A 15754-nucleotide genomic window follows, 5' to 3' on the forward strand; every position below is an offset into this window, starting at 1 on the left:
GAGGAGGTGAGGACGGCACGCAGGACCGGCGGACGGCCAGGTCGCCGCCGAGGACGACGATCGACTTTCAAGGGAGAAAGCTGTGACCGTACGACACCGAAGGAGACGGGCAGGGGTGAGCGCGCTCCTGGCGCTGACCCTCGCTGCCCCGACCCTGGCCCTGACGGCGACACCCGCCGCCGCCCACGACGAGTTCTCCGTGCTCGTCTTCTCCAAGACCGCCGGGTTCCGGCACGACGCGATCCCGGCCGGGATCGCGACCATCAAGCAGCTCGGCGTGGACAACCACTTCGCCGTGACCGCGACCGAGGACGCCGGGGCGTTCACCGAGGAGAACCTCGCGGGCTACGACGCCGTCGTCTGGCTCTCGACGACCGGCGACGTGCTCAACGGCGAGCAGCAGGCCGCGTTCGAGGCCTACATCGCGGACGGCGGCGGCTACGCGGGCGTGCACGCCGCGTCCGACACCGAGTACGACTGGCCCTGGTACGGCGAGCTCGTGGGCGCGTACTTCTCGGCCCACCCGCAGAACCAGACCGCGAACGTCGTGGTCGCGGACAAGGACCACCCCTCGACCGCGCACCTGCCGGCGACGTGGGAGCGGTACGACGAGTGGTACAACTTCCGCGAGAACCCGCGCGGGGACGTGCACGTGCTCGCGACCCTCGACGAGGCGACGTACTCGCCGGGCGGTGGCGCGATGGGTGCCGACCACCCGACGGCCTGGTGCCAGGACGTGGCCGGCGGCCGCTCCTGGTACACGGGCGGTGGCCACACGCAGGAGTCGTACAGCGACCCGGTGTTCGTCCAGCACCTCCTGGGCGGGATCCAGACCGCCGCGGGCGCGGTCGACGCCGAGTGCGGCGCGACGGTCGAGAGCTCGTACGAGCAGATCACGCTCGCGAAGGGCGCCGAGAAGACCGGCGAGCCGATCGCGCTCGCGGTCCTGCCCGAGGGCGACGTCCTGCACACCTCGCGCGACGGCCGGGTCTGGTACACGACCGCGGACGCGACGACCTCTCTCGCGGGCACCATCCCGGTGTACTCGCACGACGAGGACGGCCTCCAGGGGGTCGCGGTCGACCCGGACTTCGCCGAGAACCGCTGGGTCTACCTCTACTACGCACCGCGGCTGAGCACGCCCGCGGGCGACGCCCCGGAGAACGGGACCGGCCCCGAGTCGTTCGAGGCCTTCGACGGCTACAACCAGCTCTCGCGCTTCACGCTCACGGACCAGAACACGATCGACCTGGCGAGCGAGAAGAAGATCCTCGAGGTCGAGGCCTCGCGCGGCACGTGCTGCCACGCCGGTGGTGAGATCGACTTCGACGCCGAGGGCAACCTCTACCTGTCGACGGGCGACGACACGAACCCGTTCGCCTCGGACGGCTACACGCCGATCGACGAGCGGGCGACGCGCAACCCGGCCTACGACGCGCAGCGCTCGTCGGGCAACACCAACGACCTGCGGGGCAAGCTCCTGCGCATCACCATGAAGGACGACGGGACGTACACGGTCCCGGAGGGCAACCTCTTCGCTCCCGGGACGGACAAGACCCGCCCCGAGATCTACGCGATGGGCTTCCGCAACCCCTTCCGGTTCTCGGTCGACAAGGCCACGGGCTACGTGCACCTCGGTGACTACGGGCCCGACGCGGGCGGGGCGAACCCGAACCGCGGCCCCGGTGGATCGGTCGAGTTCAACGTCATCACCGAGCCCGGCAACTACGGCTGGCCGTACTGCGTGGGGGACAACGTCCCCTACGTCGACTACGACTTCGCGACGGGCACCTCGGGCGCGGCGTTCGACTGCAGCGCCCCCAAGAACACGAGCCCGAACAACACGGGCCTCGTGGACCTGCCGCCGGCCATCGCCGCCTGGCAGCCCTACGACGGCGGCAACGTCCCGGCCTTCGGCTCGGGCGGTGAGTCGCCCATGGGCGCCGTGGTCTACAACTACGACCCCGAGCTCGTCTCGGAGACCAAGTTCCCGCAGTACTACGACGGCAAGCCCCTGCTGTACGAGTGGGAGCGGCGCTGGATCAAGGAGGCCGTGCTCAACGAGGACGGCAGCCCTGCCGGCTTCGCCCCGGCGCTGACCGGGCTGAACATCCGTCGGCCCATGAACCTCGAGTTCGGCCCGGACGGCTCGCTGTACGTGCTCGACTACGGCAGCGGCTACTTCGGCGGCGCCGCGGACTCCGCGGTCTACCGCATCGACTACGTCAAGGGCTCACGGTCCCCGGTCGCCGAGATCGAGGCGTCGGTGACCAACGGTGGCGTGCCGCTCGAGGTCGTCCTCGACGGATCGGCCTCCCAGCACCCCGAGAACCTGCCGCTCACGTACGCGTGGGACGTGGACTCGGACGGCACGGTCGACTCGACCGAGGCCGTCGTGACGCACACGTACACCGCCAAGGGCCAGTACACGGCCCGTCTCACGGTCACGGCCCCCGACGGCAAGACAGGCGTCGCGACCACGACGATCACGGTCGGCAACACCGCCCCCGTGGTGACGCTCGAGCTGCCGCAGGACGGGCAGTTCTTCGACTTCGGTGACCAGGTGCCGTTCAAGGTCACGGTCACGGACGCCGAGGACGGGACGCAGGTCGACTGCGACAACGTCGTCGTCGAGTACATCCTCGGCCACGACAACCACGGTCACCCGCTGTCGAGCGCGACCGGTTGCGAGGGCGTCCTGACGACCGTCAAGGACGAGGGCCACGGGCTCGACGCCAACATCTTCGGGGTCGTCAACGCGACGTACACCGACGGTGGCGCCGAGGGCGTGCCGGCTCTCAGCAGCGACGACGAGGCCGTCCTGCACACGCGCACCAAGCAGGCCGAGTACTTCACGGCCCAGCAGGGTGTCCAGGTCGTCGACAAGGCCGCGGCCGAGGGGGCCAAGCAGCTCGGCTACATCGCCGCGGGCGACTGGTTCGCGTTCGACCGGATGAACCTCAAGGACATCACGGGCATCTCGGCGCGCTACACGTCGGGCAACGCGGGCGGTCTGATCGACGTCCGCGTCGGAGCGGCGGACGGTCCGCTCCTCGGGACCATCACGATGGGCTCGACGGGCAGCTGGGAGACGCACGCGTCGTCCGACGTCGTGCCGATCACGGACCCGGGCGGCACGAACACGTTGTTCTTCGTCGCGCGCTCGGCGTCGGGGGGCTCGGGAGACATGTTCGACGTCGACTCGCTCCACTTCGCGGGCAAGGGGGCCGCGAACAACGTGGCACCGAGGCTCACGGCGGTCACGGGCACGCCCACCACGGGCGACGCCCCGCTCGACGTGACCTTCACGGCCACGGCGACCGACGCGGACGGCGACGACCTCACCTACGCGTGGGACTTCGGCGACGGCGGCACCGGGACCGGTGCCCAGGTCGCGCACACCTACACCACGGGCGGCGCGTTCACGGCCAAGGTGACCGTGACCGACCCGGCCGGCGCCTCGGCGTCGGGCACCGTGAAGGTGACGACGTTCGGCGCGCTCGAGTGCACCGAGCCCGACCCGCAGCGCGGGCCGGAGGACGAGTTCCTCGGCGCGTCGATCGACGCGTGCCGCTGGGACGTCCACAACTACCGCCCGGACCTCGCCGAGGTGCGCGACGGCAAGTGGGTCGTCACCACGACCGACGACGACTTCTACGGCACGGCGAACTCGCCCGTGCCCAACATCGTCACGACCGACCAGCCGGGCGACACCTGGACCGTGGAGACGTCGTTCACGGCGCCGCTCGTCCGGTCGGCCCAGCAGGGCGGTGTCATCGTCTACCTCGACGAGAAGAACTACGTGAAGCTCGACGTGGTCGGCAACGACGACGGCTCGGTGCGCGCAGAGCTGCGCAGCGAGGTCGGGGACGTCACGCAGAACCCGCAGCCGGGGATCGACAACCTGGCCAAGCCGGTCTACGGCGAGTACCAGCTGCGGCTGTCCCGTGCCGGTGACACGTTCACGGGCCAGGTCTCGGTCGACAACGGCCAGACCTGGGCAGCGCTGCCGGGCGGCGTGAAGAACCCGGCGGCCCAGGACGCCGGGGTCGGTGTCTTCGCGCTCGGCAAGCTCGCGGGCGCGGCGCAGATCGACGTCGCGTTCGACTACGTGCGTCTCGTGGACGGCACCACGCCGCCCACGTGCGAGGGCACGACGGCGAGCGACACGTTCGAGGGCACCGAGCTCGACGCGTGCCGCTGGTACGTCGTCAACCCCGACGCGTCCAAGCTCGCGGTGAGCGACGGCGCGCTGCGCCTGACCACCACGGACGACGACGTGTTCGGCGCGACCAACTCGACCGTGCCGAACATCCTGCGCAACAAGATCGTCACGGGTGACCGGTGGACGGTCGAGACGACCATCACGTCCGACCTCACGCAGAACTACCACCAGGGCGGCCTCATGGTCTTCAAGGACCAGGCCAACTACGTCAAGGTGGGCGTGATCCACAACGGGGCGGCTGCCGGGACCGTGGGCTTCGAGGCGCGCAGCGAGAAGGGCGACGTGGTCCAGGACCCGCAGCCCGGCGTGTCCGACCTGCCCCGCGAGGCCGACAAGACGTACCACGTGCGCCTGACGCGCGACCAGGACACCTTCACGGGCTCCTGGTCGCTCGACGGCGTCACCTGGACGGACCTCGCACCGGTCACGAACGACACGCTCGCAGGGATCGCGCCGGGGCCGTTCGCGCTCGGCAAGAACCAGACGGCTCCCACGACGGTCGCGTTCAGCGACGTCACGTTCGTCGAGGACGAGCCCGAGGTCTGCGAGCCGGCCACGCCCGCGGAGGGCTACCGCATGCTCTTCGACGGCACGGCCGAGTCGCTCGCCGGCTGGAAGATGGCCGGGCCGGGCGGGTTCGAGCTCCAGAAGGACTGCTCCATGCTGTCCACCGGGGGCATGGGCCTGCTCTGGTACCCCGAGGAGCTCGAGGCCTACAGCCTCACGCTCGACTGGAAGATGGCCGGGGACGACAACTCGGGCGTCTTCGTCGGGTTCCCCGACCCGGGCAACGACCCGTGGGTCGCGGTCAACCAGGGCTACGAGATCCAGATCGACGCGACGGACGCCGACGATCGCACGACCGGTGCGATCTACACGTTCCAGAGCGCCGACCTCGCGGCCCGAGACGCCGTCCTCAAGGCGCCGGGGGAGTGGAACTCGTACGAGATCACGGTCGAGGGGCAGCGGATCCGGGTCTTCCTCAACGGGACCCTGATCAACGACTTCACCTCGACCGCACCGTCGCGCGACCTGTCGTCCGGCTACATCGGGCTGCAGAACCACGGCAACGGTGACGACGTCTCGTTCCGCAACGTCCAGGTCAAGGACCTGACGGCCGAGCCGGAGCCCGAGGTCGAGGTCACCACGACGGTCAGGTCCCAGTGCGTGGGGCGGACCGCCAACGTCTCGGTCCGTGTGGTCAACGACGAGGACGTCCCCGCGGACATCGTCGTCACGACGCCGTTCGGCACCAAGACCTTCCTCGGCGTCGCGCCGGGGAAGTCCGCGCACCAGTCCTTCAGCGCGCGTGCCGGCGCGGTGGAGGCAGGGGTCGCACAGGTCACCGCGACGGCCGGGGGTCGGACGACGACCTTCGACGTCGCCTACGGGGCCGCGAGCTGCGGGTGACCGGGTGACCGGTCGATCACCCGGACCGTCGAGAGAGTGACGGGCGGCGTCGGCCGACCGGTCGACCGCAGCAGCGGGCGGGGCGGGATCCTTCGGGGTCCCGCCCCGTCCGTCGTCCCGTCGCCCGACGGCGTCGCCCACCTCGGTGCGCGACGCGCGCCGCGCGGTGGCTCAGCCGAGCGGGCGGACCATCACGACGTCGTCGTGCGACTCGCCGCCCACGACGTAGGTCCGCGAGCCCGCGACCGCGAAGCCGTGCTTGCGGTAGAAGGCCTGCGCCCGGGCGTTCTCGCCGTTGGTGCCGAGCCACACCGCGCGGTCCGCGACGAGTCCCGGTGCCGCGTCGAGCGCGGCCCGCATGAGGTCGCTCGCGACCCGCGTGCCCTGGGAATCGGGGTGCACGTAGATCTTGGAGAGCTCGACCGTGGGCTCGTCGCCGACGACCGCCACGATGTCCTGGTCGTCGGGCACGCCGCGCACGAGCAGGGCGTAGCCGACGAGACGGGAGTCCGAGGCGCTGTCGGCGCGTCCTGTGCTGCTGCTGTCGGGACTGTCGTCGGTGTCGGTGCCGGTGCTGGGGACGCTGACCTCGGCCAGGATCAGCGCGTGGTCGGCGCTCTTCGCCCAGGCCACGAAGCGTGCCGGGGAGAGCTGCGTCCGGATGTGCTCGGCGACGGCCGCGGGGTCGGAACCGGGCGGGCACGCGAGGGGGAAGGTGATCGCGGCCAGCGCCGCGAGGCGCTCGGCGTCGTCGGGGGTCGCGAGGCGCAGGGAGGTCGTCACCCGCGGCAATCTACCCGGGCGCACCGACGAGCGGGAGGTGCGCTCCGCCGTCGGGCCTGCGTGCTGCGCGTGCCCCACGCCCGCAGCGCTGCCGTCCGTTGACACCTCGCCCCGCACGGAGGACGGTGGAAGCACCGGAGACGTCGCCCGCCCAGCCCACGGACGCCGCCCCGCCCGGAGCCCCGACGACGGGACCCGCGTGAGGGGAGGTGAGAACACATGAGGAAGATGGTCGACTGCCGGACCACGCCCAGCGAGATCAACTGCACGCTGACGATCGCCGGCGAGGAGGAGGAAGTCCTCGACGCCGCGTACGACCACATGATCAGCAAGCACGGACACGAACCCACGCCCCAGCTGCGTGAGGAGATCCGTGCGGACCTGGTCGACGCCGAACCCTCGATGGCCTGAGGACACTTCCCAGCGCAAGGACGAGGGCCACCGGGGCCGGACGAACCCGGGACACAGCCGGTCGTGACCACGAAGGTCACGGCCGACAGCCGTGCTCAGGACCCCCGCCGGGTCGTCCGAGGCCCGCGGTACACCTGTCGAGGACCCTGCTGGGCGCACGCGTTCTCGGCGATGATGGGGACATGGCACACCTCACGGCGCCCGACGCGCGCCGCATCGACCTCAACGCAGACCTGGGCGAGGGGTTCGGGCCGTGGGCGCTCGCGGACGACGACGCCCTGCTCGACCTCGTGACCAGCGCGAACGTCGCGTGCGGGTTCCATGCCGGGGACCCGATGATCATGCGCGCCGTGACACGCGCCGCCGTCGAGCGGGGCGTGAACATCGGTGCGCACGTCGCGTACCGCGACCTCGCGGGCTTCGGGCGCCGCTTCCTCGCCGTGGCTCCCGCGGACCTGACGGCCGACGTCGTGTACCAGCTCGGTGCTCTCGACGCGTTCGCGCGCCTGGCGGGGGACCGGGTCCGGTACGTCAAGCCGCACGGCGCGCTCTACAACGCGATCGTCCGGCACGAGGAGCAGGCGCGCGCCGTGGTGGACGCGGTCGCGGGATACGACCCGACGCTCCCGGTCGTCGGGATGTCCGGCTCGGCGGTGCTGCGGCTCGCCCGGGAGGCGGGGCTGCCCGTGGTGCACGAGGTCTTCGCCGATCGTGGCTACGCGCCCGACGGGTCGCTCGTGCCGAGGGGCACCCCGGGTGCGGTCCTGCACGACCCGGCCGAGGTCGCCGAGCGTGCGCTGCGCCTCGTGACCGAGGGCGTGGTGGTGGCGGCCGACGGCAGCGAGATCGCGGTCGAGGCCGACTCGGTGTGCATCCACTCCGACACCCCCGGGGCGGTCGCGCTCCTGACCGAGGTGCGCCGGACGCTCGAGGCGAGCGGCGTCGTCGTGCAGCGGTTCGGCGGATGAGCAGGCCGACCGGCGCCGGTGGGTCGCGGTTCGGTGGCACGCCGGCGGACCGTGCGGGGGAGACCGCGACGAACGGAGCGACCACGAGCGGCACGGCGGACGGGACGAGCCGGTTGCCGGTGCGCCCCTACGGCGACCGGGCGCTCATGGTCGACCTGCCCGGGCTCGACGAGGTCCACGCGCTCGCCGCCGCGCTGCGGGCGCGGCGCGTGCAGGGCGTCGCGGACGTCGTGCCCGCGGCGCGCACGGTCCTCGTGCTGCTCGACGACGTGGCGACCACCGCGGACCTGGGCCGCGTCGAGGGTGAGGTCCGCGCGGCCTGGGCCTCGGTCGCCCGACGCGCGGACGGGGGGACGGGCGTCGCCTCGCACGCCGGCGGACCGGGCGGCGTGGCGCCGGGGGCGGACGTGGGCCCGGGAGAGGCCGCGGTCGTCGAGATCCCCGTCGTCTACGACGGGGAGGACCTGCCCGACGTCGCCGCGTGGTCCGGCCTGTCGGTCGCCGAGGTCGTCGCACGCCACACGGGACGCGAGTATGTCGTCGCGTTCGGCGGCTTCATGCCGGGCTTCGGGTACCTGAGCGAGGTGGACCCTGCCATCGCCGCACCCCGCCTCGCGACGCCCAGGACGCGCGTGCCCGCGGGGTCGGTCGCGCTCGCGGGGGACCTCACGGCGGTCTACCCGCGTGCGACGCCGGGCGGTTGGCGCCTGCTCGGGCGGACGGACGTCGAGCTCTTCGACGTCGACCGCGACCCGCCCGCGCTGCTCACCGCGGGCACGAGGGTGCGGTTCCGTGCGGTCGAGCGGCTGGACGCCGACGAGCCGGGCGCTGCGTCCGAGGGGGACGGGATCAGGGTCGGTGGTGACGGCGGTGGCGACGGTGGTGTTGACGGTGACGGGCTGGTGCGGGGCCGTGATCACCTCGGTGTCGGTGTCGGTGTCGGTGTCGGTGTCGGTGCCGATGCCGATGTCGCCGGGGCCGGCGTCCGTGCCCGGGCCGGCGGCCTGGGGCGATCCCTCCAGGACGCACCCGTGCACGGCAGTCCCGGCGCCGCCGAGCGGACCGCCCCGGTCGGGCACCACGAGCCGCGCGGCGTCGAGGTCCTCGCGCCCGGGCTCCTCACGCTGATCGAGGACGGGGGACGCCCGGGGTGGTCCGCCGCGGGCGTCGGGCGGTCGGGTGCCACGGACCGGGGCGCCCTCCGCCTGGTGAACCGGCTGCTCGCGAACGACGAGTCGGCGGCCGTGCTCGAGGTGACGCTCGGTGGGCTCGCCGTGCGGTTCCACGAACGGGCGACGTTCGCCCTCGCGGGAGCACCGGCGCCCGCGACGCTCGACGGGACGCCGGTGGGGATGCAGGCGCTGCTCCTCGCGCGGCCCGGATCGGTACTGAGGCTGGGCTTCCCCGTCCGTGGAGCGCGTACGTACGTCGGTGTGCGTGGCGGGTTCGCCGCGTCTGCGGTGCTCGGGTCGCGCTCGTACGACGTCCTTGCCGAGCTCGGCCCGGCCCCGCTGCGCGCGGGTGACCTCGTGGCGATCGGGCCGCGGCCCTCCGCCCTGCCGGTCGTCGACCTGGTGCCCGCAGGGCTCGTGCCCTCGGCGACGAGCGACGTGGGGGTCGCCCTGGAAGTGCGTGCGGGGCTGCGTTCCGACTGGTTCGGCGGCGACGCCTGGGCCGCGCTGCTGGCGGGCGAGTTCGAGGTCTCGAACGCGAGCAACCGCGTGGGGCTGCGCCTCTCGGGCCCGACGATCCACCGTCGCGGCGGTGAGCTGCCGAGCGAGGGACTCGTGCCCGGCGCGATCCAGGTCCCGCCCGACGGGAACCTCGTGCTGTTCCTGCGGGACCATCCCGTCACGGGCGGCTACCCGGTGATCGCGGTGGTCGCTGCGGATGCTCTCGACACCGCGGCACAGCTCCGACCGGGGGACAAGGTCTCGTTCCGGTCCGCGCGATCGGCGCCGTCCGGTCCGTGATGCAGGCGGGCCGGCCGTGAGCCACCGGCGCCGCGGACGCTCGCCCCTGCGTGCCGCCCGCCCGGGGCAGGGGGAGGGGGCGACGGGGTGCCGAGCCGGACGGAGTTGACGGAGCCGAGGCGCACCACGTAATGTTCTCGAAGTCAGCCCGGCAGGGAGGAACAGACACCACTGCGAAGCTCCTAGGAGCCGCCGCGAAGTGGCTGGAACCCCCGGGTGACCACCCTGAAGATCTTGACGAGGCACTCATGCGTCGCTCGATGATCGCCTGGGAGGTCGGCTCAGGTAGATCTTCTTCACCGGAAACGGTGGGTTGAGAAGCCGGAAAGAGTCTGGTAGATTAGAGAAGTTGCCCCGAGTGAAGGCCTGGAAACGGGTTGGAGTCGGTGCGTGTCGGTTGCTTGAGAACTCAACAGTGTGCTTGATAGTTAATGCCAATTGAAGAAGTTGCCCCGAGTGAAGGCCTGGAAACGGGTTGGAGTCGGTGCGTGTCGGTTGCTTGAGAACTCAACAGTGTGCTTGATAGTTAATGCCAATTGTCCTGCATGGGCGCATGGTGTGCACCTTCGGTGTGTGTTGTGTGTTCGTGTTGAGACTTCTTATTTGGTATGAATTGAAAACGTCATGTTTTCGGTTTGTAGCCATGATTATGGACCTTCGGGTCCGCTTCGTATGGTTGTTAGCYYCTTCGGGGGTTGATAGCAAACATTTACGGAGAGTTTGATCCTGGCTCAGGACGAACGCTGGCGGCGTGCTTAACACATGCAAGTCGAACGGTGATGACCAGCTTGCTGGTCGGATCAGTGGCGAACGGGTGAGTAACACGTGAGTAACCTGCCCCAGACTCTGGGATAAGCCTTGGAAACGAGGTCTAATACTGGATATGAGAYGCCCCTGCATGGGGAGTGTCTGGAAAGATTTATCGGTCTGGGATGGACTCGCGGCCTATCAGCTTGTTGGTGGGGTAATGGCCTACCAAGGCGACGACGGGTAGCCGGCCTGAGAGGGCGACCGGCCACACTGGGACTGAGACACGGCCCAGACTCCTACGGGAGGCAGCAGTGGGGAATATTGCACAATGGGCGCAAGCCTGATGCAGCGACGCCGCGTGAGGGATGAAGGCCTTCGGGTTGTAAACCTCTTTCAGCAGGGAAGAAGCGCAAGTGACGGTACCTGCAGAAGAAGCGCCGGCTAACTACGTGCCAGCAGCCGCGGTAATACGTAGGGCGCAAGCGTTGTCCGGAATTATTGGGCGTAAAGAGCTCGTAGGCGGTTTGTCGCGTCTGGTGTGAAAACTCAAGGCTCAACCTTGAGCTTGCATCGGGTACGGGCAGACTAGAGTGCGGTAGGGGTGACTGGAATTCCTGGTGTAGCGGTGGAATGCGCAGATATCAGGAGGAACACCGATGGCGAAGGCAGGTCACTGGGCCGCAACTGACGCTGAGGAGCGAAAGCATGGGGAGCGAACAGGATTAGATACCCTGGTAGTCCATGCCGTAAACGTTGGGCACTAGGTGTGGGGCTCATTCCACGAGTTCCGTGCCGCAGCAAACGCATTAAGTGCCCCGCCTGGGGAGTACGGCCGCAAGGCTAAAACTCAAAGGAATTGACGGGGGCCCGCACAAGCGGCGGAGCATGCGGATTAATTCGATGCAACGCGAAGAACCTTACCAAGGCTTGACATACACCGGAAACTTCCAGAGATGGTTGCCCCGCAAGGTCGGTGTACAGGTGGTGCATGGTTGTCGTCAGCTCGTGTCGTGAGATGTTGGGTTAAGTCCCGCAACGAGCGCAACCCTCGTCTTATGTTGCCAGCACGTYATGGTGGGGACTCATAAGAGACTGCCGGGGTCAACTCGGAGGAAGGTGGGGATGACGTCAAATCATCATGCCCCTTATGTCTTGGGCTTCACGCATGCTACAATGGCCGGTACAAAGGGCTGCGATACCGCGAGGTGGAGCGAATCCCAAAAAGCCGGTCTCAGTTCGGATTGGGGTCTGCAACTCGACCCCATGAAGTCGGAGTCGCTAGTAATCGCAGATCAGCAACGCTGCGGTGAATACGTTCCCGGGCCTTGTACACACCGCCCGTCAAGTCACGAAAGTCGGTAACACCCGAAGCCGGTGGCCCAACCCTTGTGGAGGGAGCTGTCGAAGGTGGGACTGGCGATTGGGACTAAGTCGTAACAAGGTAGCCGTACCGGAAGGTGCGGCTGGATCACCTCCTTTCTAAGGAGCATCACTCACAGCCGGCCCTCGGGTTGGTTGTGCAGAGGCCATGGCGCTCACCGAACGTGTGGGTGGATGGTTGCTCAAGGGTGGAACATTAACGAAGAGCTTCGTCCAAGACGGTTCGTGTCAGTACCTGTCCACTTTGCGTGGGTGGTGGAACATCACGGGTACGGGGGATGGGGTTTGCCAAGCACACTGTTGGGTCCTGAGGGAACCGCCCGCATGGGTGGGGTCGCTCTGAACGGGCCATCGCGTCTCCTGGGTGAACCGCCRACCTTGTGTTGGTAGGCCGTGGGAGCGGGTGGGATCGTCCGTAGCTTGAGAACTGCACAGTGGACGCGAGCATCTTTGTAAGATCAAAGATTTATCTTTGTTCTCTGCAATTTTTTGTTGTCAAGTTTTTAAGGGCACAGGGTGGATGCCTTGGCACTAGGAGCCGATGAAGGACGTTGTAGCCTGCGATAAGCCTCGGGGAGTTGGCAAACGAACCGTGATCCGAGGATCTCCGAATGGGGAAACCCCGCTGGAGTCATGTCCAGTGACCCGCACCTGAATATATAGGGTGTGTGGAGGGAACGTCGGGAAGTGAAACATCTCAGTACCGACAGGAAGAGATATTCCGTGAGTAGTGGCGAGCGAAAGCGGAACAGGCCAAACCGTTCATGTGTGATAGCTACCAGGCGTTGCATGGGCGGGGTTGTGGGACCTTTCAGACCGGGCTGGTACCCGGTCAGGGAGTCAGAAAGTCGCGTTATAGTCGAAGGGCATTGAAAGGCCCGGCACAGAGGGTGCGACCCCCGTAGACGAAATGACGTGGCCTCCCGAAGGGGATCCCAAGTAGCACGGGGCCCGAGAAATCCCGTGTGAATCCGGCAAGACCACTTGCTAAGCCTAAATACTACCTAGTGACCGATAGCGGACCAGTACCGTGAGGGAAAGGTGAAAAGTACCCCGGGAGGGGAGTGAAATAGTACCTGAAACCGTGTGCCTACAATCCGTTGGAGCCTCCCTAGCAGGGGTGACAGCGTGCCTTTTGAAGAATGAGCCTGCGAGTTAGTGCTCAGTGGCAAGGTTAACCCGTGTGGGGAAGCCGTAGCGAAAGCGAGTCTGAATAGGGCGAATGAGTCGCTGGGTCTAGACCCGAAGCGAAGTGATCTAGCCATGGGCAGGTTGAAGCGTGGGTAAGACTACGTGGAGGACCGAACCCACCAGGGTTGAAAACCTGGGGGATGACCTGTGGTTAGGGGTGAAAGGCCAATCAAACTTCGTGATAGCTGGTTCTCCCCGAAATGCATTTAGGTGCAGCCTCGCGTGTTTCTTGCCGGAGGTAGAGCTACTGGATGGCCGATGGGCCCTACAAGGTTACTGACGTCAGCCAAACTCCGAATGCCGGTAAGTGAGAGCGCGGGAGTGAGACTGTGGGGGATAAGCTCCATAGTCGAGAGGGAAACAGCCCAGACCACCAGCTAAGGCCCCTAAGCGTGTGCTAAGTGGGAAAGGATGTGGAGTTGCACAGACAACCAGGAGGTTGGCTTAGAAGCAGCCACCCTTGAAAGAGTGCGTAATAGCTCACTGGTCAAGTGATTCCGCGCCGACAATGTAGCGGGGCTCAAGTACACCGCCGAAGCTGTGGCATTCACACAAACGCTAGGCCTTCGTGGTCCAGGCGTGTGGATGGGTAGGGGAGCGTCGTGTGGGCAGTGAAGTCGCGGGGTAACCCAGCGGTGGAGCCTACACGAGTGAGAATGCAGGCATGAGTAGCGAAAGACGGGTGAGAAACCCGTCCGCCGAATGACCAAGGGTTCCAGGGCCAGGCTAATCCGCCCTGGGTAAGTCGGGACCTAAGGCGAGGCCGACAGGCGTAGTCGATGGACAAGGAGTTGATATTCTCCTACCGGCGAAGAACCGCCCATACCGAACCCGGTGATGCTAAGCGCCCTTAACTCGCACCGTCTCCTTCGGGAGRCATCGCGAGAGCGGCGCGCGACCCGAACCGGTACTAGGTAAGCGTATTAACAGGGGTGACGCAGGAAGGTAGCCCAGCACGGCGATGGTTGACCGTGTCCAAGGTTGTAGGGCGAACAGTAGGCAAATCCGCTGTTCACATAGCCTGAGAACTGATAGATAGCGCGTATGCGCGAATTGGGTGATCCTATGCTGTCAAGAAAAGCCTCGGCGCGAGGTTCTAGCCGCCCGTACCCTAAACCGACTCAGGTGGTCAGGTAGAGAATACTAAGGCGATCGAGAGAATCGTGGTTAAGGAACTCGGCAAAATGCCCCCGTAACTTCGGGAGAAGGGGGGCCCGATGCGTGACGGAACTTGCTTCCCGAGCGTTGACGGCCGCAGAGACCAGGGAGAAGCGACTGTTTACTAAAAACACAGGTCCGTGCGAAGTCGCAAGACGATGTATACGGACTGACGCCTGCCCGGTGCTGGAAGGTTAAGAGGACGGGTCAGCTCTTCGGAGCGAAGCTCAGAATTTAAGCCCCAGTAAACGGCGGTGGTAACTATAACCATCCTAAGGTAGCGAAATTCCTTGTCGGGTAAGTTCCGACCTGCACGAATGGCGTAACGACTTCTCCGCTGTCTCAACCGCGAACTCGGCGAAATTGCACTACGAGTAAAGATGCTCGTTACGCGCAGCAGGACGGAAAGACCCCGGGACCTTTACTATAGCTTGGTATTGGTGTTCGGTGCGGCTTGTGTAGGATAGGTGGGAGACTGTGAAGCATGCACGCCAGTGTGTGTGGAGTCAACGTTGAAATACCACTCTGGTCGCTCTGGATATCTAACCTCGGTCCGTAATCCGGATCAGGGACAGTGCCTGGTGGGTAGTTTAACTGGGGCGGTTGCCTCCTAAAATGTAACGGAGGCGCTCAAAGGTTCCCTCAGCCTGGTTGGCAATCAGGTGTCGAGTGCAAGTGCACAAGGGAGCTTGACTGTGAGACTGACAGGTCGAGCAGGGACGAAAGTCGGAACTAGTGATCCGGCGGTGGCTTGTGGAAGCGCCGTCGCTCAACGGATAAAAGGTACCCCGGGGATAACAGGCTGATCTTGCCCAAGAGTCCATATCGACGGCATGGTTTGGCACCTCGATGTCGGCTCGTCGCATCCTGGGGCTGGAGTAGGTCCCAAGGGTTGGGCTGTTCGCCCATTAAAGCGGTACGCGAGCTGGGTTTAGAACGTCGTGAGACAGTTCGGTCCCTATCCGCTGCGCGCGCAGGAAACTTGAGAAGGGCTGTCCCTAGTACGAGAGGACCGGGACGGACGAACCTCTGGTGTGCCAGTTGTTCCGCCAGGAGCACGGCTGGTTAGCTACGTTCGGAAGGGATAACCGCTGAAAGCATCTAAGCGGGAAGCCTGCTTCAAGATGAGGTTTCCATCCCCGCAAGGGGGAGAGGCTCCCAGCTAGACCACTGGGTAGATAGGCCGGATGTGGAAGGCAGGACTAAAGACTGCCGAAGCTGACCGGTACTAATAAGCCGACAACTTGATAACACTCAAACTTTTTGCTACGCGTCCACTGTGCGGTTCCCGAGATACGGGCACACCCCCACGYAACCGGGGGTCCCGAACATCTCCATAGAGTTACGGCGGTCATAGCGAGAGGGAAACGCCCGGTCCCATTCCGAACCCGGAAGCTAAGCCTCTCTGCGCCGATGGTACTGCCCTGGAGACGGGGTGGGAGAGTAGGTCGCCGCCGGACAACCATTCACCAAAGGCCCACCCCACACGGGGTGGGCCTTTGGCA

General features: G+C 66.6%; 5 protein-coding genes and 3 rRNA genes. 7 read left to right on the forward strand and 1 reads right to left on the reverse strand.

Annotation, left to right across the window (positions count from 1 at the left end; all coding sequences use genetic code 11):
• Positions 1-115 precede the first annotated feature (115 nt).
• On the forward strand, positions 116-5635 hold the full coding sequence (locus tag ASE27_RS20555; RefSeq protein ID WP_082608496.1) for a ThuA domain-containing protein: 5520 nt from the start codon (positions 116-118) through the stop codon (positions 5633-5635).
• Positions 5636-5806: 171 nt separating this feature from the next.
• Here ASE27_RS20555 and ASE27_RS04755 read toward each other — a convergent pair whose 3' ends face one another.
• Entirely contained in the window at positions 5807-6418 is a 612-nt protein-coding gene (locus ASE27_RS04755) for an N-acetyltransferase (RefSeq protein WP_056646371.1), read from the reverse strand.
• Positions 6419-6637: 219 nt separating this feature from the next.
• On the opposite strand from ASE27_RS04755, the gene ASE27_RS04760 reads away from it, so the two are divergent.
• The 6 genes from ASE27_RS04760 (at position 6638) to rrf (ending at position 15709) form a co-directional block, all read left to right on the forward strand.
• Positions 6638-6829, forward strand: a complete 192-nt coding sequence (locus tag ASE27_RS04760; RefSeq protein WP_056646374.1) for a DUF1059 domain-containing protein — start codon at positions 6638-6640, stop codon at positions 6827-6829.
• Between the two features lie 182 nt (positions 6830-7011).
• Positions 7012-7797 carry a LamB/YcsF family protein gene (locus tag ASE27_RS04765; protein ID WP_056646377.1) on the forward strand — a complete coding sequence of 262 codons (786 nt, stop codon included), beginning with the start codon at positions 7012-7014 and terminating at the stop codon, positions 7795-7797.
• Positions 7794-9770, forward strand: a complete 1977-nt coding sequence (locus ASE27_RS19690) for an urea amidolyase family protein (RefSeq protein ID WP_082608497.1) — start codon at positions 7794-7796, stop codon at positions 9768-9770. Before ASE27_RS04765 ends, ASE27_RS19690 begins: the two co-directional genes overlap by 4 nt.
• Before the next feature lie 708 nt (positions 9771-10478).
• Positions 10479-11999 (forward strand): 16S ribosomal RNA (locus ASE27_RS04775).
• A gap of 394 nt (positions 12000-12393) precedes the next feature.
• Positions 12394-15501, forward strand: a 23S ribosomal RNA gene (locus ASE27_RS04780).
• Positions 15502-15592: 91 nt separating this feature from the next.
• Positions 15593-15709: ribosomal RNA gene (gene rrf / locus ASE27_RS04785) — 5S ribosomal RNA — on the forward strand.
• Together the 16S, 23S and 5S rRNA genes form the textbook arrangement of a ribosomal RNA operon.
• The last annotated feature ends 45 nt before the right edge of the window (positions 15710-15754 follow it).

Origin of the sequence: Oerskovia sp. Root918 (assembly GCF_001428945.1) — a bacterium.
Taxonomy (GTDB): domain Bacteria; phylum Actinomycetota; class Actinomycetes; order Actinomycetales; family Cellulomonadaceae; genus Oerskovia; species Oerskovia enterophila.